The sequence below is a fragment of the Pseudomonas sp. NFR02 genome, from assembly GCF_900119375.1.
In the GTDB taxonomy this organism is placed as follows: domain Bacteria; phylum Pseudomonadota; class Gammaproteobacteria; order Pseudomonadales; family Pseudomonadaceae; genus Aquipseudomonas; species Aquipseudomonas paracarnis.
In genome coordinates this window covers 1-25,463 of sequence record NZ_FPJJ01000003.1, presented here as the reverse complement: position 1 = coordinate 25,463, position 25,463 = coordinate 1, and the positions used below count along the sequence as shown (strand labels likewise).

Annotated in this window: 20 protein-coding genes; 8 read left to right on the top strand and 12 right to left on the bottom strand. The window is 62.2% G+C overall.

Annotated elements, in window-relative coordinates; translation table 11 throughout:
• Positions 1-4 precede the first annotated feature (4 nt).
• Entirely contained in the window at positions 5-1,015 is a 1,011-nt protein-coding gene (locus BT199_RS10580) for an aldo/keto reductase (RefSeq protein ID WP_072434444.1), read from the bottom strand.
• Between the two features lie 112 nt (positions 1,016-1,127).
• Here BT199_RS10580 and BT199_RS10575 point away from each other — a divergent pair, with 112 nt between their 5' ends.
• On the top strand, positions 1,128-2,024 hold the full coding sequence (locus BT199_RS10575) for a LysR substrate-binding domain-containing protein (RefSeq protein WP_072434443.1): 897 nt from the start codon (positions 1,128-1,130) through the stop codon (positions 2,022-2,024).
• A 159-nt stretch (positions 2,025-2,183) separates the two neighbouring features.
• Here the strand turns inward: BT199_RS10575 and BT199_RS10570 are convergent, their stop codons facing one another.
• From BT199_RS10570 to BT199_RS10560, 3 genes are read right to left on the bottom strand one after another with little or no spacing between them, the layout of a single operon-like run.
• The gene (locus BT199_RS10570; RefSeq protein ID WP_032903527.1) at positions 2,184-3,476 is read right to left on the bottom strand and encodes an NAD(P)/FAD-dependent oxidoreductase; all 1,293 of its coding nucleotides are present in this window, start codon (positions 3,474-3,476) and stop codon (positions 2,184-2,186) included.
• A complete protein-coding gene (locus tag BT199_RS10565) occupies positions 3,473-4,561 on the bottom strand; it encodes a polyamine ABC transporter substrate-binding protein (protein WP_072434442.1) in 1,089 nt (362 codons plus the stop codon). The genes BT199_RS10570 and BT199_RS10565 overlap by 4 nt, the downstream gene beginning before the upstream one ends.
• Before the next feature lie 25 nt (positions 4,562-4,586).
• Positions 4,587-5,945, bottom strand: a complete 1,359-nt coding sequence (locus BT199_RS10560) for a glutamine synthetase family protein (RefSeq protein WP_014718136.1) — start codon at positions 5,943-5,945, stop codon at positions 4,587-4,589.
• Positions 5,946-6,082: 137 nt separating this feature from the next.
• On the opposite strand from BT199_RS10560, the gene BT199_RS10555 reads away from it, so the two are divergent.
• Positions 6,083-6,979, top strand: coding sequence for a helix-turn-helix domain-containing protein (locus tag BT199_RS10555; RefSeq protein ID WP_072434441.1), 897 nt, complete (start codon positions 6,083-6,085; stop codon positions 6,977-6,979).
• Positions 6,980-7,038: 59 nt separating this feature from the next.
• Here the strand turns inward: BT199_RS10555 and BT199_RS10550 are convergent, their stop codons facing one another.
• From BT199_RS10550 to BT199_RS10540, 3 genes are read right to left on the bottom strand one after another with little or no spacing between them, the layout of a single operon-like run.
• Positions 7,039-8,142 (bottom strand): acetoin dehydrogenase dihydrolipoyllysine-residue acetyltransferase subunit, encoded by a 1,104-nt coding sequence (locus BT199_RS10550; protein WP_072434440.1) that lies wholly within the window; start codon positions 8,140-8,142, stop codon positions 7,039-7,041.
• A complete protein-coding gene (locus BT199_RS10545; protein WP_003190665.1) occupies positions 8,139-9,158 on the bottom strand; it encodes an alpha-ketoacid dehydrogenase subunit beta in 1,020 nt (339 codons plus the stop codon). Before BT199_RS10545 ends, BT199_RS10550 begins: the two co-directional genes overlap by 4 nt.
• 37 nt (positions 9,159-9,195) lie before the next feature.
• On the bottom strand, positions 9,196-10,173 hold the full coding sequence (locus tag BT199_RS10540; protein WP_057977155.1) for a thiamine pyrophosphate-dependent dehydrogenase E1 component subunit alpha: 978 nt from the start codon (positions 10,171-10,173) through the stop codon (positions 9,196-9,198).
• A 307-nt stretch (positions 10,174-10,480) separates the two neighbouring features.
• Between BT199_RS10540 and BT199_RS10535 the strand changes: the two genes are divergently transcribed.
• Positions 10,481-12,343 (top strand): sigma-54-dependent Fis family transcriptional regulator, encoded by a 1,863-nt coding sequence (locus BT199_RS10535; RefSeq protein WP_034125781.1) that lies wholly within the window; start codon positions 10,481-10,483, stop codon positions 12,341-12,343.
• 41 nt (positions 12,344-12,384) lie between these two features.
• Here BT199_RS10535 and BT199_RS10530 read toward each other — a convergent pair whose 3' ends face one another.
• A complete protein-coding gene (locus tag BT199_RS10530; protein WP_003190660.1) occupies positions 12,385-13,164 on the bottom strand; it encodes an acetoin reductase in 780 nt (259 codons plus the stop codon).
• A 191-nt stretch (positions 13,165-13,355) separates the two neighbouring features.
• On the opposite strand from BT199_RS10530, the gene BT199_RS10525 reads away from it, so the two are divergent.
• Positions 13,356-15,518 (top strand): TonB-dependent siderophore receptor, encoded by a 2,163-nt coding sequence (locus BT199_RS10525; RefSeq protein ID WP_072434439.1) that lies wholly within the window; start codon positions 13,356-13,358, stop codon positions 15,516-15,518.
• Here BT199_RS10525 and BT199_RS10520 read toward each other — a convergent pair.
• Entirely contained in the window at positions 15,508-16,638 is a 1,131-nt protein-coding gene (locus BT199_RS10520) for an MFS transporter (RefSeq protein WP_072434438.1), read from the bottom strand. The genes BT199_RS10525 and BT199_RS10520 overlap by 11 nt on opposite strands.
• Positions 16,639-16,736: 98 nt before the next feature.
• Here BT199_RS10520 and BT199_RS10515 point away from each other — a divergent pair, with 98 nt between their 5' ends.
• Positions 16,737-17,507 carry an AraC family transcriptional regulator gene (locus BT199_RS10515; protein ID WP_038449861.1) on the top strand — a complete coding sequence of 257 codons (771 nt, stop codon included), beginning with the start codon at positions 16,737-16,739 and terminating at the stop codon, positions 17,505-17,507.
• Positions 17,508-17,512: 5 nt separating this feature from the next.
• Here BT199_RS10515 and BT199_RS10510 read toward each other — a convergent pair whose 3' ends face one another.
• The 3 genes from BT199_RS10510 to BT199_RS10500 all read right to left on the bottom strand — a co-directional run bounded on the left by BT199_RS10510 (position 17,513) and on the right by BT199_RS10500 (position 20,535).
• Positions 17,513-17,950 carry a carboxymuconolactone decarboxylase family protein gene (locus tag BT199_RS10510; RefSeq protein WP_003190655.1) on the bottom strand — a complete coding sequence of 146 codons (438 nt, stop codon included), beginning with the start codon at positions 17,948-17,950 and terminating at the stop codon, positions 17,513-17,515.
• A 93-nt stretch (positions 17,951-18,043) separates the two neighbouring features.
• The gene (locus BT199_RS10505) at positions 18,044-19,489 is read right to left on the bottom strand and encodes a mechanosensitive ion channel family protein (RefSeq protein ID WP_072434437.1); all 1,446 of its coding nucleotides are present in this window, start codon (positions 19,487-19,489) and stop codon (positions 18,044-18,046) included.
• A 179-nt stretch (positions 19,490-19,668) separates the two neighbouring features.
• Positions 19,669-20,535, bottom strand: a complete 867-nt coding sequence (locus BT199_RS10500) for a pirin family protein (RefSeq protein ID WP_054896578.1) — start codon at positions 20,533-20,535, stop codon at positions 19,669-19,671.
• A gap of 368 nt (positions 20,536-20,903) precedes the next feature.
• On the opposite strand from BT199_RS10500, the gene BT199_RS10495 reads away from it, so the two are divergent.
• From BT199_RS10495 to BT199_RS10485, 3 genes are all read left to right on the top strand, one after another.
• A complete protein-coding gene (locus tag BT199_RS10495; RefSeq protein WP_014718124.1) occupies positions 20,904-22,010 on the top strand; it encodes an efflux RND transporter periplasmic adaptor subunit in 1,107 nt (368 codons plus the stop codon).
• Positions 22,011-22,012: 2 nt separating this feature from the next.
• Positions 22,013-25,087, top strand: coding sequence for an efflux RND transporter permease subunit (locus tag BT199_RS10490; RefSeq protein ID WP_072434436.1), 3,075 nt, complete (start codon positions 22,013-22,015; stop codon positions 25,085-25,087).
• Positions 25,088-25,197: 110 nt separating this feature from the next.
• A partial coding sequence (locus tag BT199_RS10485) for a hypothetical protein (protein WP_139271609.1) occupies positions 25,198-25,463 on the top strand: 266 nt, incomplete at its 3' end.

Below are 25,463 nucleotides of genomic sequence, written 5' to 3'. Positions count from 1 at the left end.
CTCCTTAACGTGAGAGAGGCAAAGGTGCACGGTCCGAGATCAAGCGGGCCTCGCGCAACGCCTGCCAGAAGGCTGCTGGAATCTGTTCAGACAACGCCGCGACGTCTTCGGCAATCCGCCCCGGACGACTGGCACCAGGAATCACCGCTGCCACTGCCGGATGGGCCAGTGAGAACTGTAGCGCAGCGGCCTTGATACTGACGCCAAACGCCTGGGCAATTGCCTTGATCTGCTCGACCTTGGCAATGATCGCCGGGCCGGCTTGCTGGTATTCAAAGTGCGCACCGCCAGCAAGGATGCCGGAGCTGTACGGGCCACCGACAACGATCTCGACCTGCTGGGCGTGGGCCGCGTCCATCAGGCGCTGCAAGGCGCGGTCGTGGTCCAGCAGCGTATAGCGACCCGCCAGCAGAAAACCATCAGGCTGGGCTTCGGCCAGGTCCAGGGTCAACTCGCAAGGCTCGACACGATTGACGCCCAGCCCCCAGGCCTTGATCACTCCTTGCTCGCGCAAACGGGTGAGTACTTTGAAGGCACCAGTGCGGGCCTGGTTGAAGTATTCCAGCCATTGGTCGCCGTAAAAATCCTGGGCGATGTCGTGAACCCACACGATGTCCAGGCGATCGGTTTGCAGGCGTGTCAGGCTGTCTTCAATGGAGCGCAGGGTGGCGTCGGCGCTGTAGTCATTGAGTATTTTATTGGGCCGGCCGTGTTCGAATACGCCGCTTTTTTCGCCAAGGTCACGGGCGGTTTCTTCGACTTCATCGAGAATCACCCGGCCGACCTTGGTGCTGAGCACGTAGTCGTCGCGGTGATAGTTGGACAGCGCTTGGCCCAGGCGAATTTCCGACAGGCCCGAGCCGTAGAACGGCGCGGTATCGAAGTAACGCACGCCCTGGTTCCAGGCGGCCTGGACGGTGGCCTGGGCTTCTGCTTCGGGGATGGCGCGGAACATATTGCCCAAGGGGGCGGTGCCAAAGCCCAGTACGCCGGGCAGTGTGTCTTTCAAGCTCATGGTGGTTCCTCAATCGGTGCGAGGTCGCGGTGACCGTTGAGCAGATGCTAGATTGCGCAGATCAGACCGTCCAAGACATACTGCGACCAACTTGAGTCCTTGAAGGTCTTACATGATTGATCTACGCCAGTTGCGCTACTTCGAAGTGGTAGCCGAAGAAGAACACGTCGGCCGCGCCGCCGAGCGCTTGCACATTTCCCAATCGCCCCTGAGCCGGCAGATCGCCCAGCTCGAGGAACGCCTGGGCCTGACCCTGTTCGAGCGCAGCCAGCAGCGCATCCGCCTGACCCGCGACGGCCAGACCTTCCTGGCCGAAACCAAGGCCCTGCTGACCCACGCCAACCGCCTGGAGTCCCTGGGCAAGCGCCTGGGCCGCGGCGAAGAAGGCGGTTTGTGCATCGGTTATATCGAAAACGCCATGCACGCCGGTGTCTTGCCCAATGCCTTGCGCATACTGCGCGACGATAGGCCCGCCGTGCACATCAAGCTGTATAACCTGCCCTCCCTGGAACAACTGGAAGGTTTGCGCCAACGCAGCCTGGACATCGCCCTGGTGAGCGAACCACCTGCCGCCGACGACCCGGACCTGACCGCCTGGCAAGTCCTCGACGACGCGATGCTGCTGGCTCTGCCCGAACAGCATCCGCTGGTTCAACAACATGAACTGTTACCCGAGCACCTGGCCGACCAACAATGGATCGGCGTGCAGCGCAAACCTGGCGCCAACCCGGCCGATGATTTCGTCGCCGCCTGTATCCGTGCCGGTTTCACCCCGCAGATTCCCATGGAAGCCAGCGAGCCCTTTACCGCACTGGGCCTGGTGGCGTCCGGGCTGGGGGTGGCGATGGTGCAAAAAGGCCTGAGCCGCAACGCACCGCCAGGCGTAGTGTTGCGCGAGCTGCCGTGGCTGGCCTACACCACACCGCTGTGGGCGGCATGGCACCGCGTCAACTTGAGGCCGTTGGTGGAAACCTTTCGCAAAGTGCTGACCGAACCTGAGGCTATCTGACTGACGTCTCACAGGGTGTCTATGCCGGGTGATGATTTTGTGAGCAACGCAGAACCAGTGTGGGAGCTGGCTTGCCTGCGATAGCGGTGGTTCAGTTGAAGATTCAGTGACTGACACACCGCCTTCGCGGGCAAGCCCCCTCCCACATTGGGTCAGGAATCAGAGTGCTTCGCGCAACCGATACCACAACATCCCCAACGCCAGCAGTGGCGAGCGCAGCGCCTTGCCACCGGGAAAGGTCATGTGCGGCACCTGGCTGAAAATATCCAGGCCCTGGCTTGCACCCGCATGTATCCCTTCGGCCAGCAACCGTGCGCACCAGTGCGTCACGTTCAAGCCGTGACCGGAATAGCCTTGGGCATAGAACACATTGGGGTACTGCTTGAGCCGCCCGACCTGGGGAAAGCGGTTGGCGGTGATGCCAATCTTGCCGCCCCACTGGAACTCGATAGCCGTGTTGGCCAACTGTGGGAACACCTTGAGCATTTTCGGGCGCATGTACGCGGCGATGTCCTGGGGGTCGCGCCCCGAGTAGTGGCAGGCACCGCCGAACAACAGGCGCCGGTCGGCAGTCAGCCGGTAGTAATCCAGGCCGACTTTCTGGTCGCACAGCGCCAGGTTCCGCGGGATCAACTGCTGGGCTACTGGTTCAGGCAGTGGCTCGGTGGCGATGATGTAGCTGCCCGCCGGCAGCACCTTGCCGCTCAAGCGCGGCTCCAGTTCCTCAAGATGGGCATTGCATGCCAGCACCAGGTTGGCTGCGCGCACGCTGCCGCCTGCGCAGCGCACTTGCACCGTCTCGCCATGGATCAGCTCCAGCACCGGGCTGTGCTCAAAGATGCGCACCCCAAGGGCCTCGGCCGCACGCGCTTCACCCAAAACTAGGTTAAGCGGGTGCAGATGCCCGGAACCCATGTCGACCAGGCCGCCGGCATACACCGTAGAGCCCACCACCTGTGCCATGTCTTGTGGGCCGACCAGCCGCGTTTCATGGGCATACCCCATGGCCTCCAGGTGCGCCTGTTCGCCCTTGAACGCGGCAAACTGCGCCGGGGTGTTAGCCAGTTCGCAAAAGCCCCAGCGCAGGTCACAGTCGATGCCGTGCTCGGCAATGCGCTGGCCCACCAGAGCGACCGAGTCGATACCGGCCCGCTCCATATAGCGCACGCCCTCCTCACCCACGTATTTGGCAAACCCGGAGACATCATGGCCGATACCCCGAATTAATTGCCCGCCATTGCGCCCGCTGGCGCCCCAACCGATGCGGCGCGCCTCCAGCAGGATCACCGAAAGCCCGCGCTGGGCCAGTTCAATGGCGGTGTTGACCCCGGTGAAACCGCCGCCGATCACACACACATCGGCGCTCAGGTCTGCCTCAAGTGCGGGCCGCTGCACCATGGCATTCGCCGAAGCGCGGTAATAGGACGGGGCATGTTCATTGGACTGCATCATCGGTTGGACTTCACTTTGCTCCAGGCGCGGGTCATCACGCGCATGGTCGCCGGCGTAGGCGTGGTGGAGATATAGAGTTTGTCGAGTACGTCCTGGGGCGGGTACACCTCAGGATTGTTCACCAGCTCCGCAGGCATGAACGGCTTGGCGGCCGGGTTGGCGTTGGCATAGCCCACCGAGGTGCTGACCTTGGCAATCACCTCAGGCTCAAGCAGGTCGTTGATGAACGCATGGGCTTCTTCAGGGTTGCTCGCATCGGCCGGAATCGCCAACAGGTCGAACCACAGGTTAGAGCCTTCCTTGGGGATCGAGTACGCAATGTTCACCCCGTTCTTGGCTTCCTTGGCGCGGTTGGCGGCCTGGAACACATCGCCGGAATAACCGAAGGCCACGCAGATATTGCCGTTGGCCAGGTCGGAGATGTACTTGGAAGAGTGGAAATAGGTGATGTACGGCCGCAGCGTGAGCAACTTGGCTTCGGCCTGCTTGTAGTCCTCGGCATTCTCGCTGCGTGGGTCCTTGCCCATGTAGTTGAGGATCGCCGGGAACAGCTCATCCGCTGAATCGAGGAAGGCCACGCCGCACTCATGCAGCTTCTTGATGTTTTCCGGCTCGAACAACACCGCCCACGAGTCGATGCGGTCGATGCCCAGCACTTGCTTGACCTTGTCGACGTTGTAGCCAATGCCATTGGTGCCCCACAGGTACGGCACCGAGTGCGCATTACCGGGGTCGTTCTGTTCCAGTAACTTTAGCAGCTTGGGGTCCAGGTTCTTGAAGTTGGGCAACTGCGCGCGGTCAAGCTTGAGGAACGCACCGGCCTTCACCTGGCGTGCCAGGAAATGGTTGGACGGCACCACCACGTCATACCCGGTGCGCCCGGCCAGCAACTTGCCCTCCAGGGTTTCGTTGGAGTCGAACACATCGTAGATCACCTTGATGCCGGTCTTGGCCTGGAAATCCGCCAAGGTGGTCTCGCCAATGTAATCGGTCCAGTTGTAGACACTCACCGTCGGCGCCGCCTGACCGGCACCGCTGAACGCCGCGACCAGGGCCAGTGGAAGAAGCTTGTTCACAAGACGCATATCGTCACCCCTCTTATGCTTGTTTTCAGACGCTCAACAGCAGGAACTCACGCTCCCAGGAACTGATCACCCGCTTGAAATTCTCATGTTCGGCGCGCTTGACCGCGACGTAGCCGCGCACGAATTTTTCGCCCAGGTACTGCTTGACCGTGTCGCAATCCTCCATGCGCGCCAGCGCATCTTCGAGGGTGAACGGCAGGCGCAGGTTGCGGCGTTCATAGGCGCGGCCTTCCACCGGGGCACTGGGTTCGATGTGCTCGATCATGCCCAGGTAGCCACACAACAAGCTGGCAGCAATCGCCAGGTAAGGATTGGCATCGGCGCCCGGCAGGCGGTTTTCCACGCGCATCGCCTCCGGGCTGGAAGTGGGTACGCGCAGGCCGACGGTGCGGTTCTCTTCGCCCCATTCGACGTTGACCGGCGCCGAGGTGTCCGGCAAAAAACGCCGAAACGAGTTCACGTTGGGTGCAAACATCGGCAGCAGCTTGGGGATGTACTTCTGCAGGCCGCCGATGTGATGCAGGAACAACGGGCTCATGTTGCCGTCGGCATCGACGAACACCGGTTTGCCGGTGGCGATTTCGACCACGCTCTGGTGCAGGTGCATGGCGCTGCCGGGCTCGTCGGCCACCGGCTTGGCCATGAAGGTGGCGGCGACGTTGTGCTTGAGGGCGGCCTCGCGCAAGGTGCGCTTGAACACCGTGATCTGGTCGGCCAGGTCCAGGGCGTCGCCATGGCGAAAGTTGATTTCCATCTGCGCCGGGCCGTCTTCGTGGATCAGGGTGTCTAGGTCCAGGCCCTGGGCTTCGCACCAGTCATAGACATCTTCGAACAGCGGGTCGAATTCGTTGGCGGCATCGATGGAAAACGACTGGCGCCCGGTTTCGGCGCGGCCCGAGCGGCCGATGGGAGTTTTCAATGGCAGGTCCGGATCTTCGCAGCGCTGGGTCAGGTAGAACTCCATTTCCGGCGCGACAATCGGCTGCCAGCCTTGGTCGGTGTAGAGCTGCAGGACTTTCTTCAACACATTGCGCGGCGACAGTTCGATGGGGTTGCCCTGCTTGTCGAAGGTGTCGTGGATCACGATGGCGGTGGGCTCGATGGCCCACGGCACTACGTAAGTGGCGTTGGCGACCGGGCGGCAAATCATGTCGATATCGGCCGGGTCCAACAGGTCGTAATAGATATCGTCGTCGACAAAGTCCCCGGTTACCGTTTGCAGCAACACACTTTCCGGCAGGCGCATGCCTCGCTCATGCAGGAACTTGTTGGTGGGTGCAATCTTGCCGCGTGCGATGCCAGTCAAGTCACTGATCACGCATTCGACTTCGGTAATCTTGTGTTCTTTCAGCCAGGTGGACAGCTGATCGAAGGGGGCGTTCATAAGGACCTCGTCTTGGGTGGGATGCGACGCCGGGTTGTACTCCCAGCGCATTGAGGTCTATCTTGGGCCAGCCTTGAAACGGCATCTATCCACTTTGCACGCGGCACAACGCACCAATAGAGTGCGCACGGATCACCATGACACAGGCAACCGCTTTGCGCGTACAGGCCTTCGCCACCGGCGATGTGGCCGCCCAATGCAGTGCGACACCCGGCTGGGTGCAGCAGTACCAGCAGATGTCCCCCGGGCATTTTGCCGGGCAGGTGCGCTACCTCGACCTGCAAGGGGTGCAGGTCTACGAAGAATGCATGAACACCCGGGTGGAGCAGCATTTCAACGCACCTGCCGGCGCCCTGGCGTTCTGTTTCGACGCCAGTGACAACGCGCTGTACCTGCTCAATGGCGAAAGCCGCAACACCTGGATCACCCCGGTCAACTACCGCGAAGTGGCCGTGGTGTTCGGCCCGCAGTTCGTCCAGCGCCACGGCCTGGATATGGCCAAGCTCGAAGGCCTGTTCATGGCACCGCTGAGCTGTCGGCAAAATGCGCTGTTCACTCGCTGGCTGAGCGGCACCCTTACGCGCCTGTCGGCACTGACCGACCCCATCAGCCGCGATGCCCTCACCCAGCAACTGCTCGACGACTGCCTGTTTATCCTCGACAACGCCTGCGTGTGCCTGGACGGCAGTTCACTGCAAAAGCGCAGCGAAGAACGCCAATTGATGGCGCGCATCGGCGAATGGGCGGCGGATGCGCCGGATGAAACCGCCAACCTGTTGGAACTGGCGCAGATTGCGGGGGTGCCGTTGCGCCAATTGCAGCAAGGGTTCAAGACCTACACAGGGATGAGCCCGGCGCAGTGGTTGCGGTTGCGCCGCTTGAACGGGGCGCGGCGGGAGTTGCTGAGCACGACCGACACCACGGTGGCCGAGGTCGCGATGAATTGGTCGTTCTGGCATTTGGGGCGGTTTTCAAACAGCTACCGGGCGCTTTTTCAGGAGCTGCCCAGCGAAACCCTGAAACGCTCCAGCTGAAAAAACACCCTTGACCTTGTGGGAGGGACAGGCCAAACCGTCCCTCCCTTGAACCTCAATCAGGGCTGCGCTTTCAAAAAGGTGGAGATCAGTTGATTGACCTGCTCCGCCGCCTCCAGCTGCACCATATGCCCCTGCCCCGGCAATACATGCACCTGAGCCTGCAGCCCTTGGGCGTGGCTTGCCGGGATGATCGCATCGTCACTGCCCCAGATCACCAGGCTCGGCTGGCGGCCCACCTCGCTGCGAAGATCCAGCATCTGCCGCCCGCCATCGAACAGCTTGTGATCGAGTTGGCGCAACGCTTGATCCACCCCTTCCAGGCGCTTGAATTTGAGCATGTCCTCCAGCATCTGCCGCGTCACCAGCGCAGGGTTACTGAACAGTTGAGTCAATGGCGGCTTGAGCGCGTTACGGTTGTTGGCTTCGACAAAACCTCGCAGGTAATCGCCGTTGATATCGGCACCCAGACCGGCGCTGGCGATCAAGGTGATGGAGGCGATACGTGCAGGCGCCAGGCTGGCGACGGTGAGGGTCACCAGCCCACCCATGGAGTGGCCGGCCAAATGCACACGGTCGAGCGCCAGGTGGTCGAGCAATGCCAGTACGGCGTGACTGAGTTCGGCAGCGTCTCCCGTTTGCAGAGACTTGCCCGACTCCCCGTGCCCTGGCAGGTCCAGGGCAATCACCCGGCGTTCGGCGGCCAGGGCCGGTTGATTGAACAGCCAGTTGTTCAGATCGCCCCCGAAGCCGTGCACCAACACCAGCGGCGTGCCGCCCTCGCCCATGTCCAGATAACGCAGCAAGCGCCCGCCTACCTCGACTTTTTGTGCGCTGGGGCCGGCCTCTTCGGCTTCGGCGGCACTGGAGACGAACCCGGCGTTGAAGCTTTCGATCACGCTATCGATCTGAGCCTCTGTCGCCTCGCCCTCCACCACAATTCCCAGTAGAGCGCCCACCGGCAGGGTTTCATCACTGAGCGCCAGTACCCGACGCAGCACGCCGCTAAAAGGCGCCTCGACACTGCTGGAGATCTTGTCGGTCTCCACGTCCAGCACTTCCTCGCCCTTTTCCACTCGGTCGCCGGGTTGTTTGAGCCAGACATCGATGCGGCCCTCGGTCATCGACAGGCCCCATTTGGGCATGGTCAGGGTATGAATCATGCGGCGGTCCTCTTGTCGGCGATCTTCATCACGGCGGCCTCGATCTTCGCGGCGTTGGGGATGTACAGGTCTTCCAGTGCATCGGAAAACGGCACCGGGGTGTGCGGCGCGGTGACCATCTCGATGGGAGCGCGCAGGAAAGCGAACCCCCGCTGGGCCACCAGGGCACTGATGTCGGTGGCGACCGAGCAGCGTGGGTTGGATTCGTCGATCACCACCAGGCGCCCGGTTTTCTCGACGCTTTCAAGGATGCTGTCTTCATCCAGCGGGCTGGTGGTGCGCAGGTCCAGCACTTCACAATCAATGCCTTGACGCGCCAGGTTGGCCGCAGCCTCCAGGGCGATATGCAGCATGCGGCCGTAGGTCACCAGCGTCACATCCTTGCCCTCACGCACAAAGTTGGCTTCGCCAAACGGGACCGTGTACAGCTCTTGCGGTACGTCGCCCTGCATGCCGTAGAGCATTTTGTGCTCAAGGAAAATCACCGGGTCATTGTCGCGGATTGCCTGGATCAACATGCCCTTGGCGTCGTAGGGCGTGGCCGGGCATACCACCTTAAGGCCGGGGATATGCGTCCACATGGAGGTGAGCATTTGCGAATGCTGGGCAGCCGCCCGCAAACCGGCGCCGTACATGGCACGGATCACCAGCGGTGTAGTGGTTTTGCCACCGAACATATAGCGGAACTTGGCAGCCTGGTTGAGCAACTGGTCCAGGCAGCAGCCGATGAAGTCGACGAACATCAATTCGCACACTGGGCGCATGCCACGGGTAGCGGCGCCCACCGCCATGCCCACGTAGCCGACCTCAGACAACGGTGCGTCCAGCACGCGCCCGGGAAATTGCGGGTGCAAGCCCTTGGTCACGCCAAGCACGCCGCCCCATGCGTCCTGCTCACCGGGGGAACCGGTGCCACCGGCCACATCCTGACCGATGATGAATACGCTCTGGTCACGGCCCATCTCTTGAGCCAAGGCCTCATTGATCGCCTGCTGATAGCTGATTTTACGAGCCATTAGATTCTCTCCACGTCTTGTTTTTATAGGGTTGGTATCAGCGGTAGGCCACGTAAACGTCGCTTAGCAGGTCGGCGGCCTGGGGCTTGGGATCGGTTTTGGCCAGGCGTACGGCGTCTTCGATCAATTGCGCCACTTCACCGTCGATGCGCTCGAACTGCGCTGCATCCAGCCAGCCTTCGGCATGGCAGCGCTGACGGAACAAGGCCAGGCAATCGGCGCTTTCGCGCAGGTTTTTCACTTCGTCAGCGCCGCGATAGGTTTGCGCATCGCCCTCGAAGTGCCCGTAGAAACGGCTGAGCTTGACCTCGACCAGCGTTGGCCCGTCGCCTTGGCGCGCCCGCTCCACAGCAACGCCGAGTGCTTCATGCACCGCGAAAAAATCATTGCCGTCGACGATCACCCCCGGCATACCAAACCCGGCGGCGCGCTCGGCGATGTCTTTGCAGGCCACCGACCAACCGGCGCCAGTGGCCTCGGCATAACCGTTGTTTTCGGCGACAAACAGACACGGCAGCTGCATGATCGACGCCAGGTTCATCGCTTCGAACACGGCACCTTCGTTGGAGCCACCGTCGCCAAAAAACGCCACTGCCACGCCCTGGCTCCCCTTGAGCTTGGCAGCCAGCGCAGCCCCCGCGGCCAACGGTGCGCCGGCACCGACAATGCCGTTGGCGCCGAGCATGCCTTTCTCTTGGTCGGCGATGTGCATGGAGCCGCCCTTGCCGCCGCACACGCCGGTTTTCTTGCCATAGATTTCGGCCATCATGCCGAACACGTCGACGCCCTTGGCGATGCAGTGTCCGTGGCCGCGGTGGTTGGACGCGATGCAATCATCATCATTGAGGTGCGCCATGACGCCAGCGGCGCAGGCTTCCTGACCGGCATACAGGTGAACGAAACCGGGGATCTCGCCGGTGGCGAACTCCACATGCAGGCGTTCTTCGAAATCGCGGATGGTGCGCATCACGGTGTAGGCATGCAGTAACTGATCGGTGCACAGGTGGGTGGACATCTTGTTGTTCTCCAGGTTGTCTCGACGCACAAAAAACTGGCTGCGGCCAGTGCCAAGCTGTTCAGCACAGCTTGTGCCAACCGTCGAGAAAACCTGGCAAAGCCTTGATCCAGAGCCTTGCCACACAGCGATGCCCAGGCAAGTGGTCGACTAAATGTGAGACGCAACCACGCAGTTCGACCCTTGAGTCTCAGCGGCATGAGACGCAGCGTCTCAATGCAGGCGTTGGTCAGGGTGCCCTTGTCCGTGGGCACACATGCGCGCTTAATGACGCGCATAACAACAAAGCTTGAGAACCGGAGGCTTTATGCTCGCCATGAACTCCAGGGAGCATGTCGACTGTGTCAGTCGCGTGGTCCGCAATGCCGAGCGCCTGCCCCAGGCGCCCGTGCCGTCGCTGATCTTCGATTCGTGGCGGCGGTCCATGGAGCAACACCGCCTGGACCCCGGCTCCCTGCAAGGTCCACGTATCCTCAGCGAACCCTTGCTCAAGGAATGCCGCGAGCGCGCCGAGCTGTTCATGCGCATCGCCGGCGAAGAAGTCGCACAGTTGCACCATCGCGTGCGCCATGCCGACTACTGCGTGATGCTCACCGACGCCCAGGGCCAGACCATCGATCACCGTGTCGATGCGAGCATTCGCACCGACTGCCGCAAGGCCGGCCTTTACCTGGGCACCTGCTGGTCGGAAGCCGAGGAAGGCACCTGCGGCGTGGCCACGGTGCTGACCAGTAAAACGGCGGTAACGGTGCACAAGCGTGATCACTTTCGCGCAGCGTTTATCGGCCTGACGTGTTCGGCTGCGCCCATCTTCGACCCGCAGGGCCACCTGTTGGGTGTGCTGGATGTCTCGGCGCTCAAGTCGCCGGATGACCGCGGCAGCCAGCACCTGATACGGCAGATGGTGGCGCAGAGCGCCCAGGCCATCGAAAACGCTTTTTTCATGCACAGCGCCCGGCAGCACTGGGTGTTACAAGCCCATAGCACTCCAGGCTTTGTCGACAGCCAACCCGACCTGCTGCTGGCCTGGGACCAGGACGGACGTCTGCACGCCTTGAACAGCAAGGCGCGTCAAGCCCTGCGCTTGCGCTTTGGCCAGCTGCCTGAGCATATCGGCGAAGTGTTCGATGTGGATGCATTGCGTGCAGCCACTGATCAGTCAACCCGGCAGTTGCACTGGCTGGGCAAGCCCGGCGCGGTACACGTGAGGGTCAATGCACCCCGACGCCCCTCGGTTCGGGCGCTGCCAGAGACTCAAGTCGACCCGCGGATCCAGGAGCACCTGCGCTTGGCTGCGCGGGTCAAGGACCGCAACCTGCCCGTGCTGGTGCAAGGTGAAACCGGCGTCGGCAAAGAAGTCTTCGCCCGCCAGTTGCACGAGCACAGCGCGCGCCGGCACGGGCCGTTTGTGGCGGTGAACTGCGCGGCGATTCCGGAGAGCCTGATTGAAAGCGAGCTGTTCGGCTATTCGCCCGGCGCCTTCACCGGAGCCTCCAGCAAAGGCATGAGCGGGCTGCTACTGCAAGCCGACGGCGGTACGTTGTTCCTCGACGAAATCGGCGATATGCCGTTGGCGTTGCAGACACGGTTGCTGCGGGTGCTGGCCGAGGGTGAAGTCGCGCCGTTGGGCGCAGCGAAAACCCGCGTGGTGAACATTCAGGTGATCTGCGCCAGCCACCGCGATTTGGCGGCGCTGGTCAGCGCGGGCCGATTCCGTGAAGACCTGTACTTTCGCCTGGGTTGTGCGCGCTTCTGCCTGCCGCCGTTGCGCGAACGCACCGATAAGCTGGCCCTGATCAATCGGCTGTTGGAGCAAGAGGCGCGTAACAGTGGCGTGTCGTTGGGCATCGGCCAGGCCACACTGCAATTGCTACTGGGTTATGCGTGGCCGGGCAATGTGCGGCAACTGCGGCATGTGCTGGCGTACGCCTGTGCGGTGTGCGAAGGCACTACACTGCAAGTGGTGGATTTGCCGATTGAAATCCGGGGCGAGCAGCCTCAAGGGCTGGAAGAGCAAAGCGCCAGCCCCGAGCGTCAAATGGTTCTGGATGCGTTGATTCGCCATCGCTGGAAACCCTCGCCTGCGGCACAGGCCCTGGGGATTTCAAGGGCAACCCTGTACCGACGCGTGAACCAACTGGGTATTGATATGCCCGGCAAAACCCACTGATACAAGGGATCGACTCCCACGCAGGCGAGTCGACCACGCTGTCAGCGGTAGACCAGGCCACCGTCGATCAACGGCGCCTGCCCGGTCATATAGTCTGCGTCCGGGCCTGCCAGAAATGCCACAAACCCCGCCACATCCTCCGGCGTTTGCGCACGGCCCAAGGCAATCCCATCCACGTACTGCTTGTAGGTTGCCCCCACCTGCGCCCCGGTAATCTCGGCCATGCGCTTGTCGATCTCAACCCACATATCGGTGCCCACCACACCGGGGCAATAGGCGTTTACCGTGATCCCCGCGCTCGCCAGTTCCTTGGCCGCCGCCTGGGTCAAGGCGCGCACCGCGAATTTGCTCGCCGAGTAGACCCCTAACAGCGCAAAGCCTTCATGCCCTGCGATTGAACAAGCATTGATGATTTTGCCCTTGTGCTTGAGCGCCTTGAATTTGTTGGCGGCCGCCTGGATCCCCCACAGCACGCCCTTGACGTTGATATCCAGGGTGCGCTCGACCTGCTGCGGGCTGACATCGAGCAATGAGTCGATCTGCGCCACTCCGGCGTTATTGACGATGATGTCGAATCCGCCCAGCGTCTGGTGGGCATGCTCTACCGCAGCCGTCACCTGTTCGCGTCTGGATACATCAGCGATGAACACAGAGGCTTTGCGGCCGGTGGCGACGATTTCGGCGGCCACGGCGTTGAGCTTGGCGCCGTCAATGTCCACCAACGCGACATCGGCGCCGTCCTGTGCAAGGCGCATGGCAATAGCCCGGCCTATGCCCTGCCCGGCGCCGGTGACCAGCGCGACTTTACCTGCGATACCCATGACAATCTCCTGAAACGATGAGGGGAGCCTTGTCTATCGCAAGCCGGCGCCTGGCTGTCGAGCCGCAACAGGATCGGCATCGGAGCTGAGACGGGTTGTCTCGCCGTGCGAACCTTGCGCGAAAGCTTGTAAAAGGCCGCGCTTATGCCTAGCTTAGGCGCCCCCCGCCCAGCGCTTTAAGGCCTTGCCCCATGGTTTTGCGTTTTCGCCCCGTCGTCACTTCACGTTTCGCCCTCGGCCTGTTGCTCAGTGGCGGCATCGGCAGCAGCCTGGCCGCCGAGATCGAGTTGCCGACGGTAAAGGTCCAGGGCCAGGATGAGTCGGGCTACCGCAGTGAAACCGCGTCGGTGGGCGGCTTTGATGAAGCGCCGCTGTTGGACACCCCCGCCTCGATCACCGTGATCAACGCCGCGCTGATCAAGGACCAGCAGGCACGCTTGCTCAGTGAAGTGCTGCGCAACGATGCCTCAGTGGGCGACAGTTATGCGCCTATCGGTTATTACGAGAATTTCGTGGTGCGTGGCTTTTCGCTGAACGCGGCCAGCAGTTACAAGATCAATGGGCGCACCATCACCGGCGAGCAGAACGTCGCGCTGGAGAACAAGCAGCAGGTGGAAGTGCTCAAGGGCCTGGCGGGTTTGCAGAGCGGCATTTCCGAGCCCAGCGGGGTGATCAACTACGTGACCAAACGCCCCCAGGATGTGCGCTCGGTGACGGTGTCCACCGATGATCGCGGCAGCGGTTATATCGCCACCGATGTCGGCGGCTGGTTTGGCAGCGAGCAGCAGTTCGGCCTGCGTGCCAACGTCGCCCATGAAGACCTCAATGCCTATGTGGAACACGCCAACGGCCAGCGCGATTTCGTGTCCCTGGCCTTTGACTGGAACATCAGCCCCGACGCCGTGCTGCAACTGGACGCCGAATACCAGAACAAGCAACAGCGTTCGGTACCGGGGTATCAACTGCTGGGGGGCACCGAAGTGCCCCACGGTGCTTCACCGAAGAAGCTGTTGGGGCACCAGACGGGCGGCAAGCAGGTCGGGATTGATTCGCTGAACCTCAACGGCAAGTTCGAGTACCGTTTCAGCGATCAGTGGAAAGGCAGTGTCAGCGCGGCGCGTAGCAAGGTGGTGATTGATGACTACAGCTCGTTTGCCTGGGGTTGCTATGGTTCGGCCAGTTGCAGTGCCGCCAGCGTGCCGAACTACTTCAGCCCCGAAGGCAATTACGACGTCTACGACTACCGCAGCCCGGACGACACTCGCCGCGACGACGAAATCCAGGCGGCCATGACCGGCCTCTTCGACACTGCCGGCATCGGCCATGAACTGACCTTTGGCAGCAGCGCGTTTCGCCGAGTGATCGACAAACGCAAGTCGGTCAACGAATTCATCGGCACCGCCAATATCAACGAAGAGGTGCCGAGCTTTCCCCCAACCGACAAGCCGTTGAACGACAGCCACCGCAACCTCGACAGCCGCCAGTACGGGCTGTTCGTCACCGACCGCATCCGCTTCAACGAGCACTGGCAAACCATCCTCGGCGGCCGTGAAGTGCGCCTGGACGAAAAAGCCTTCGACAGCGTCACCGGCAACCAGACGCGCCACACCCAACAGTACGTGTTCCTGCCCCAGGCCTCGCTGATCTACAAGCCGGTGGACAACGTTTCGCTGTACACCAGCTACAGCAAGGGCCTGTCCCTGGGCGGCACCGCGCCGTGGTTTGCAAGCAATGCCGATGAAACACTCGCCCCCACCGTCTCGCGCCAGATCGAAGCCGGGGTGAAATACGACTGGCGCCGTATCAGCTTCGCCGCCGCCGTGTTCCAGACGCGCCAGGCTTACCAGTACGCCAAACCCGAAGGTGACACGTTCAACTACGTGCAGCAGGGCCAGCAAAAAAACACCGGCATTGAATTGTCCGCCAACGGCTGGGCCACCGACCGTCTGCAGATCGCCACCAGCGTGGCCGCGATCCGAGCGCGGGTGAGCGGCAGCGGCACGCCGGCGTACGAAGGCCATCAGGCGATCAACGTGCCCAAGCTGCGCGCCAGCGTGTACGCCGACTACGCCCTGCCCTGGGTCAACGGCCTGGCGGTATTGGGCGGCGTGCAATACAGCGCCAAGAAGTCCGCCAATCGCACCGGCAATGTGGAAGTGGGCGACTACGCCGTGGTCAACGTCGGTAGCCGCTACACCACCAAGGTCGATGGCTACGAAACGGTGTTTCGCCTGAGCGTCGATAACCTGTTCGACAAGCGCTACTGGCGCGACGCCGGCGAATACATGGGTGATGACTACCTGTTCCAGGGCGCACCGTTGACCGCGCGCCTGAGCGCGTCGGTCAACTTCTGAATAGCCGCGACGTGGCCAGCCACAACGCCGCCAAAGCGCACACCAACAGGCTCCAGCCAAGATCCTGGGACCAGGTCACCAAAGCCAGCCCGCCACCAATCACCAGGTAGTACAGCAAGCCAAACAGGGCGGCGGCGGTGCCAAGGCGGTCACGGTAATCGACCAGGGCCGCCCCCAGCACGTTGGGAATCGCCATGCCGAAGGCCAGCACCACCAACAGCATCGGCCACACCAACAGCCAACTGTGCTGCAGGGCCAACACCAACAGACTCCCCACCACGGTCACCGCGGCGGCGACAACCACCAACCGCTCGCCGCTCCACCCATGCTTGAGCAAGGCTTTGTTCAGCCATGCACCCGAGCCGGAGCCCAGCGCCAGCAGCACACCGCTGTAACCAAACTCGGCGGTGGAACGCCCCTGCTGCGCGAAGATAAACGGCCCCACGCTGTAATAGCTGAACAGCGCAATATTGAACGCCGCGACCAACCCGACCGAGCGCCATACTCCGGCATCCTTGAGCATCAGGCCGAGCGTCTGGCCAAGGGCGGCGGTGGGCAGCGATGCCGGACGGGTCTCCGGTAAGGCCCACCAACACCAGCCCCATAACACCCCCGCGAGCATCAGCAACGTGCAGAGCACACCGCGGTAACCGAAAAACTCCACCAGGCTCGCACCGCTGAACAAGCCGATAGCAGGACTGGCGGCCAGCGCAACGCCCATCACGGAAAACACTTGGGCCAGTTCGGCACCGTGGAAACGGTCACGCAGCACTGTCTGCGTGACCACCGACCCCACGGCCGCACCCAATGCCGCGCAGGCCTGGGCCAGCAGCAAGGCGTTGAATGTCGTCGCAGTCAAGGCCAGCGCCGAAGCGCCCACATAGACTGCCAGCCCCATCAGCATCACCGGCCGCCGCCCCAAACGATCACTCAACCGGCCCCACACCACCACGCCCAGGGCGAAGGCGAGGAAATACACCGACAAGGTCTGCCCCGCTCGCTCGGGCGCGACATCAAAGGCCCGGCCGATATCGCCCAAGGCCGGGCTGTAAAGGGTCTGGGCCAACTGCGGGAACATCAGCAGGGCCATGGTCAGCGCCAGCAATTTTTTAAACGTCATCACAAGATCCCTCCATAAACACAACGGACGGATTCTAGGGCGCGCCAGCTGGGCTATTATCCAGACTTCGACACTTTATCCATCAAATCGGACAACCCATGGCCTGGCTTGCCGCCACCGCGTCTTTCAACCCCGATGTTTACTCAGCGCCCGTGATCGGCATCGCGGCGGTGTTGGGCAATCACGATTCGGGCCTGCATGTGCACCAGCGCGGGCAACTGCTGTTCACCCAGCAAGGTTGCACGCGCATCACCCTGGACAATCAACTGTGCCTGTTGCCACCTAGCCGCGCAGCCTGGATCCCCAGCGGCCTGCCCCATCGCGCAGTGATGCAGCAGGCAGTGGATTATCGTTCGGTGTATGTGAGTGCGGCCCTGGCCGAGCAGTTGCCGGCCCAGGTGCGGGTGATCGAAGTGAGTGCCTTGCTCAGGGCAGTGCTGGAACCCATGGCCCTGGCGCCGTTCGAGACTGATTGGCAGGCGGGTCGCTATGCCCATTTGCTGGGGCTGTGCCTGGATGAAATCCGCCACGCAGCCGCACAACCCATGCTGCTGCCGTTGCCACGGGACAAGCGCCTGGCGCCGCTGCTAGCCCAGCTCGACCGCCTGCCCCCCACGCTGCAGGACCTGGAACAGCACATTGGCGCCAGCACCAAGACCATCGGCCGGATTTTCCTCAAGGAAACCGGCCTGGGGTATCAGCAATGGCGCCAACAGTGGCGTCTGATGCGGGTGATCGAACTGCTCGCCACCGGGCGCAGCCTGGGCTACTGCGCCTTTGAACTGGGCTTTGCCAGCGACAGTGCACTGATCGCCTTTTTCAAAGGCATGACCGGCACCACGCCGCGCAGCTATTTCAAAGCCAACTGACGGCCTTACTTGGGCATCTTGCGAAAGCCCACCGCCAGGCGGTTCCAGCTGTTGATGGTGGCGATGGCGACACTCAGGTCGACTTGTTCCTGGGGGCTGAATTGGGCGGCCAGTGCGTCGAAGTCTTCATCCGGGGCGTGGGTCTGGCTGAGCAGGGTCAGGCTTTCGGCCCAAGCCAGGGCGGCGCGCTCGCGCGGGGTGAAGAACGGGGTTTCACGCCAGGCCGACACGGTGTACAGGCGCCGCTCGGTTTCGCCGCCCTTGCGTGCATCGGCGGTGTGCATGTCCAGGCAGAACGCGCAGCCGTTGATCTGCGATACGCGCAGGCGCACCAGTTCCAGCAGTGGCAGTTCGATGGAGAGTTTGCCGACTGCCGCTTCCAGGGCGAGCATGGCTTTCATGGCGTCTGGGGAAGCGGTGTAGAAATCGGTACGGGTTTGCATGGTGTTGCTCCAGGACAGTGGGATTGGTGAGCAGGTTAGTCACCCCGGCGTCCTGGAGAAATAGCCAATCCGGGCGAAGAACAGGTGACCAATCTACAGGCCGCGGTTCCTCAGCCACTGGATGAAGCCCTTCTTGACCGGTACCACGGGCGCGTCTTCGGTCAGGGCCTGGGCGGCATGGCGGCGGAAGTCCAGCAGCGCCTTCATGGCTTCACCGATATCATGCCGGGCGTCCAGGCACGGCTTGAGGTATTCGTTTTCGATGCGGTAGAGCGTGCAGTAGGTCTTGGCCGAAAAATCCGCCAGCGCCGCCTGGTCGGAGAGAATGCCGGACTCACCGATCACCTCCCCCGGGCCCATGCGCCCTGCCTCGAACGTGTGCCCGTCCTTGATCAACAGCACCGAGACCACGCCGGACTCGATGATGAACAGGTGATCGCTGACCTCCCCCGCCGCCAGGATCATCTCACCGGCGCGGTAGGTGTGCAGGGTCATGTTCTGGCTGAAGGTGTCTTTTTCTTCCTGGCGTAAGGTGGAGAAGATCGTCGAGCGCTCCAGCAAGGCGCGGGCGCCAGACACCGCAGGCGGCGTGCTGCCTTCGGTGGCGGACAACAGGCCCACGCCCGCCGCCTGCAAATGCCGGTAGGCCAGGTCGTAAAGCTGGTTGCGGGTTTCGCGCTTGAGGCCCATGGCCGGCACAAAGCCGCTGATCTCATACTCCACGCCACTGCCGGTGGACGCCTTGAACGCGACGCTGGGCGCCGGCTGGGCCAGCAACGGCCGGCAGCCCTGCATCGCACGTTCCAGCGCTTCGATCACGGTTTGCGGGCGCGCATGGGGGCTCACTTGCAGGCTGACCGCCAGGCCGAACATGTCTGCCGGGCGCGAGAAGTTGATGATCTTGGCCTTGGCCGCCAGGGAGTTGGGGATCACCGCCAGGCTGCCCTGGGAGGTTTGCAGGCGCGTGGCGCGCCAGTCGATGTCGGTGACGCGGCCTTCGGTGCCGTCGATGGAGATCCAGTCATCGATCTGGTAAGGCTTGGTGGTATTGAGGACGATCCCGGAAAACACATCGCTCAGAGTGCTTTGCAACGCCAGGCCGACGATGATTGCCACGGCGCCGGAGGTGGCCAGCACGCCCTTGACCGGCAGGTCGAGCACGTAGGCCATGGCGGCGATGATCGCAATGAGGAAAATCACCGCGCCCATCAGGTCCTGCAACAAGCGCCCGGTATGGCCGACCCGCTGCATCATCACTGCGCCGAGCAATACCGTGAGGGTGCGCGCCGCAAACAGCCACCAGCCGATCTGCAATGCCGTGGCGGCCAGGTGCAAGGTGGTGTCATCGGCATAGGGCGCCGCCTGCATGGGGTTCATGCCGTCGTTGAACAACACGGCACTGAATACCGCGAAAATCACCAGCCGCGCTGCGAGTTTCCAGTTAGCCAGGTTGGCGGAAATAAGGCGCCACACGGCGATGTCGATCAGGATCAACGCCACGGCGCACAGCATCGGGTGATCAGCGATAAATGAGGGCATCCAGGCGACTCCAGGGCGAATGCCGAGAAGATCGCATGAAATCAGAACCCTGGAAACAAAATGTAGGAGCGAGCTTGCTCGCGAAAAACCACAACGATCACGCGTGCTGTCTGATTGAGCGCGGTATGTTGAAGTTCTTCGCGAGCAAGCTCGCTCCTACAGGAGGTGGCGGTGAACCGTCAGGCGTGCATCTGCCCGAATTTTCCCGACTGGAAGTCGGCAAATGCCTGGTGAATCTCCTGCTCGGTATTCATCACGAACGGACCGTGGCCGACGATGGGCTCGTCGATGGGTTCGCCGCTGAGCAGCAGCACCTTGGCGTCGTCGTTGGACTCCAGGGTCAGTTGCTTACCGTCGCGCTCGAACAGCGCCAATTGCCCCTGGCGTGCGACCTCCTCGCCGTTGATCAACAACGTGCCGCTGAGCACCACCAAGGCGGTGTTACGCCCGGCGTGCAGGTCCAGCGTGACCGCTTTACCGGCGTTGAGGCGCAAGTCCCATACGTCTATTGGCGTGAAGGTGCGGGCCGGGCCTTGAGTACCGGCAAATTTCCCGGCGATCAGGCGCAGGTGGCCGGCGTCGTTTGCCAATGGCAGCACCGGAATGTCGCCATCGACGATGGTCTGGTAACCGGCATCCGCCATTTTGTCCTTGGCCGGCAGGTTGACCCACAGTTGCACCATCTCCAGTGCGCCGCCACTACGGGCGAAGTCTTGGGAGTGAAACTCTTCGTGCAGGATCCCTTTGGCTGCGGTCATCCATTGCACATCGCCCGGGCCGATTTTGCCGCCGGCACCGGTGGAATCGCGGTGCTCGACTTCGCCGTCATAGACGATAGTCACGGTTTCAAAACCGCGATGCGGGTGCTGGCCGACGCCGCGACGTTGTTCAGTCGGGGTGAATTCGGCCGGACCTGCGTGATCCAGCAACAGGAATGGGCTGATGTGCTTGCCCATGGTGTCGTAGGAAAACAGCGTGCGTACCGGAAAGCCATCGCCGACCCAGTGGGCGCGGGGGCTGGTGTAGATACCAATCAGCTTTTTCATGGTGTACCTCCAAAGTGAGTACAGCTTAATTCGCCTCACTCCTGAGCACTAGACGGTAAAATTGGCCCTGATCGTTCTACATATAGAACGATACTTTAACCTGTGGGAGCGGGCTTGCTCGCGAAGGCGGCCTTGCAGTCAACACAGTTGGATTGTGTACATATCCATTGCTGCGGTAACGGCCACTTAGGGTTCCGCCTGACGGCGGGTCATCAGGGACAGACACTCCGCTTTCACGAACAAGCCCACTGGAGATTGGCGCATAGCTGACTGGGAATATCGGGGGCTGGATTAATTTATATTTCAACCATAATATAAGCAAAAGATTACGCCCATAATTTTTTGCACAATGGTTTCCGGAGTTCGCCATGCCCCCTCTCCCCCTGCGCCTTCTCACGCCCCTGGCTCTGCTGGTGGTCCTCAGTGGTTGTAACAGCAAGGCCGACAGCGCCGCCCAGGCGCCCACATCGCGCCCGGTGCTGGCCGTCAAAGTCGAAGCAGCCGGCACCCAGCAAAGCGCTTATACCGGCGTGGTGGCGGCACGCACTGAAAGTGACCTGGGCTTTCGGGTCAGCGGCAAGGTGATCGAGCGCAAGGTCGACCCCGGCCAGCACGTCTCCCGTGGTGACACCCTGTTGGTGCTGGACATCGGCGACTTCGAACTGGCGCTGCGCTCGGCCAAGAACCGCGTCAACGCCGCCCAGGCCCAACTGCGCCAGCGCCGTGATGATGAAAACCGTTACCAGCGCCTGGCCAGTACCGGCGCGGTGTCGCGGCAGATCTTCGACCAGTCGGCCACCAACCTGCGCGTCGCCCAGGCCGAACTGGCCGCGGCGCAATCGGACGCCAGCCAGATCGAAAACCGTCGCACTTATTCGGTCCTCAAGGCCGATGGCGACGGCATCATCACCGACGTACTGGCCGATCGCGGCCAAGTGGTGGCCGAAGGGCAAATCGTGGCGCGCCTGGCCCATGACGGCGCCCGCGAAGCCATCGTCAACCTGCCGGAGAACCGGCGTGACCTGGCCGCGCAAAAAGCCCTGGCGCTTCCCTTTGGCGCAGCGGACCAGGCCGTGACCGCCACCCTGCGCGAACTGTCCGCCAGCGCCGACCCGGTCACCCGCACCTACCGCGCACGTTATGTGCTGCAGGGTCCGGTCGAGCGGTTCGCCCTCGGCTCCACCATCACTGTACGCCTGCAAGGCAATGGCCAGCCGCTGCAAACCCGCGTGCCGATTGGCGCCTTGCAGGATGCGGGGCAAGGCACGGGCGTCTGGCTGATTGGCGATGACCAAAAGATCAGCTTCGCACCAGTGAAGGTCGCCAGCCTCGGCCAGGAAGACGCCTTGCTCGACAGCGGCGTAACACCCGGCCAAACCATCGTCGCCCTCGGCGCTCACCTGCTGCACAGCGGCGACACGGTGCGCTTGCTGCCCGCCCAGGCGCTGGCCCTCAACCGTCAGCAGGATCAATGAGTATGCGCGGGATCAACCTCTCCGAACTGGCCGTCAAACACCGCGCCGTCACCCTGTTTTTGCTGATCGCGATCCTCGTCGCCGGGGTCTTCGCGTTCGGCAAGCTGGGGCGCGCCGAAGACCCTTCGTTTACCGTCAAGGTCATGACCATCACCGCCGCCTGGCCCGGCGCCACCGCCCAGGAGATGCAGGAGCAAGTGGCCGACCGCCTGGAAAAACGCCTGCAGGAACTGGACTACTACGACCGCGTCGAGACCATCGCCCAGCCAGGCTTTGTGTCGATGCGCATGACCTTCCTGGAGTCCACACGCCCGAGCGAAATCCAGGAACTGTTCTACCAGACCCGCAAAAAACTCAGCGACGAAGCCACGCGCCTGCCCAAGGGCGTGATCGGGCCGTTTTTCAACGATGAATATTCCGACGTGTACTTTGCGTTGTACGCCCTGGAAGCCGAACACCTGCCCCATCGCCAACAAGTGCAAATGGCCGAGGAGCTGCGCCAGGGTTTGCTCAACCTGCCAGGGGTGAAGAAGGTCAATATCCTTGGCGAACAGGCCCAACGCGTGTTTGTGGAGTTTTCCTATGAGCGCCTGGCAACCCTGGGCATCAAGCCCGAACAGATCTTCGCCGCCCTCGCCGCACAAAACGCCGTGGCGCCCTCAGGCTTCGTCGAAACGGCGGGCGCCCGCGCTTATATCCGCATCGACGGCGCGTTCGACAGCCTGGCCTTGATCGAGAACGTGCCCCTGCAAGTCAATGGCCGCGTATTGCGCATCGCCGATGTGGCCACCGTGAGCCGCGGTTATGAAGACCCGCCCAGTTATCGCATCCGCCATCAGGGCGACCCGGCGTTGATGCTGGGCGTGATCATGGAGAAGCACTGGAACGGCCTGGAATTGGACAAGAGCCTGCAAGCCGAAGAAGCGCGGATTCAGGCCGACCTGCCCCTGGGCGTGAACTTCGCCAAGGTCTCCGACCAGGCGAAAAACATCAGCCTGGCAGTCAATGAATTCATGCTCAAATTCTTCGTCGCCCTGGCGGTGGTGATGCTGATCAGCCTATTGGCCCTGGGCTTTCGCGTGGGGCTGGTGGTGGCGGCGGCCGTGCCGCTGACGCTGTCGATCGTGTTCGTGATCATGCTGGTCACGGGCCGCGAATTCGACCGCGTGACCCTCGGGGCATTGATCATCTCCCTGGGCCTGTTGGTGGACGACGCGATCATTGCCATCGAGATGATGGTGGTCAAACTCGAAGAAGGCTTTGACCGCATCCATGCGGCCACCTACGCCTGGAGCTCCACGGCGGCGCCGATGCTGACCGGCACCCTGGTCACCATCATCGGCTTTCTGCCGGTTGGGTTTGCGCGCTCCGGGGCGGGTGAATACGCCGGCAATATCTTCTGGATCGTGGGTTTCGCGCTGATTTCATCCTGGCTGGTGGCCGTGGTGTTCACGCCCTACCTGGGCGTGAAGTTGTTGCCGCAGATCAAGCCAGTGCCCGGCGGGCATGATGCGATTTATGCCGGGCGCTACTACCAGAAACTGCGCAGCCTGGTGGAGGCTTGCGTGCGCGGGCGCTGGCTGGTGACCGGGCTGGTGGTGGCCGCGTTCGTGGTGTGCGGCCTGGGTATGGCGGTGGTGAAGAAACAGTTCTTCCCGGACTCCGACCGCTCGGAACTGATTCTGGAAGTGTATATGCCACCCGGCAGCGCCTTCAAAAGCACCGAAGCCGTGGCGGCGCAGGTGGAGAAGGCGCTGTTGCAAGAGCCGCAGACCAGTATGGTCGACACCTATGTGGGGGGCGGTGCACCGCGGTTTTTCCTATCGTTGAACCCAGAAATGCCCGACCCGGCGTTTGCCAAATTGATTGTGCAAACCGCGGATTCCCACGCCCGCGACGCACTGAAACTGCGGATGCGCGAGCGCATTGCAGCAGGCGAATTTTCGTCGGCGCGGGTACGGGTCACGCAGCTCGTCTTCGGACCGCCGGTGCCGTTCCCGGTGGTGTTCCGCGTCTCCGGGCCGGACCTGAATGTGCTGCGCGGGCTGTCGGAAGACGTGCGTCAGGTTGTGGCTGGCAACACGCTGACCAGGGACACCTTCCTCGAATGGGGCGAACGCGCCAGCGGTTATCGCCTGGTGCTGGACCAGGATCGCTTGCGCCTGCTGGGGTTCACACCGGACGAGGTCAAGTCCCAACTCAACGCCCTGCTCAGCGGCAACCCGATCACCGAAGTGCGCGAAGGTAACCGCACCGTCTCAGTGGTGGCCCGCGCCCAAGGCAGCCAACGCGAAGACCTGGCCAACCTCAACAACATGACGCTGACCAACAGCGCCGGTACGTCGGTGCCGCTGGCCCAGGTCGGGCATTTCCAGGCGGTAATGGAAGAGCCGATCCTCAAGCGCCGCGACCGCGCCACCACCGTGGAAGTGCGCGCCGACATCATCGACGGCGTACAACCGCCCGATGTGGAAATGGCCGTGTACAAAGACCTGCAACCGCTGATCGCCAAGCTGCCCAGCGGTTACAAAATCGACATCGGCGGCCCGGTTGAGGAAAGCGCCAAGGCCAACGTGGCCCTGGCGGCGCTGTTTCCGATCATGATCCTGCTGACCCTCACGGTGATCATGTTCCAGGTGCGCTCGTTCGGCGTGATGTTCATGGTGTTCGCTACCGCGCCTTTGGGCCTGATTGGTGCAGTGCCGACCTTGTTGCTGTTCAACCAGCCGTTCGGCTTCAACGCGATCCTGGGCCTGATTGGCATCGGCGGCATTCTGATGCGCAATACGCTGATCTTCACCGACCAGATCCGCCAGAACCAGGACCACGGCATGGCAATTCGCGAGGCCATCATCGAAGCCACGGTGCGGCGTGCGCGGCCGGTGATCCTGACCGCACTGGCGGCGGCGCTGGCGTTTATTCCGTTGACGTTGTCGGTATTCTGGTCGTCCCTGGCCTATGTGCTGATTGGCGGGGTGTTGGTGGGCACGGTGTTGACCCTGCTGTTTTTGCCGGCGCTGTGCAGCCTGGTGCTGCGCGAAAAAGCTGCTGAAACGTCCCACGTAACTGCCGGATAAGCTCTACTCCCCTCCTCTTTCAACCGCTGCAAAGTCCCTCGCCTGATCAAACAGTGCGAGGGATTGCAGATGGTGGTGTTCGTTAGAGCCCTGATGAATGGGGCTGTCTCTTGATCTCGGTGCTGGCCAACCTGGTGCTGGTGCCCATGGATCCCGAAGCGCCGAAGGTTGAGCGCGTATTCGCGGATTTCCGCACCTGCCTGAATACCTTTGATACGTGGGCCGACAGCTTTTTAAGTGGTTCGGCACTTAGCGTGGAGCAGGTGTTCAAGGTTGGGGAAGACGTCGCACTGGTCGCGCCGATCTCTTCCGACAAGCCCAGCCGCACGGTCGCTCAATGCAAAGCCCAGGGCGGGCTGACCTTGGTACATCTGTT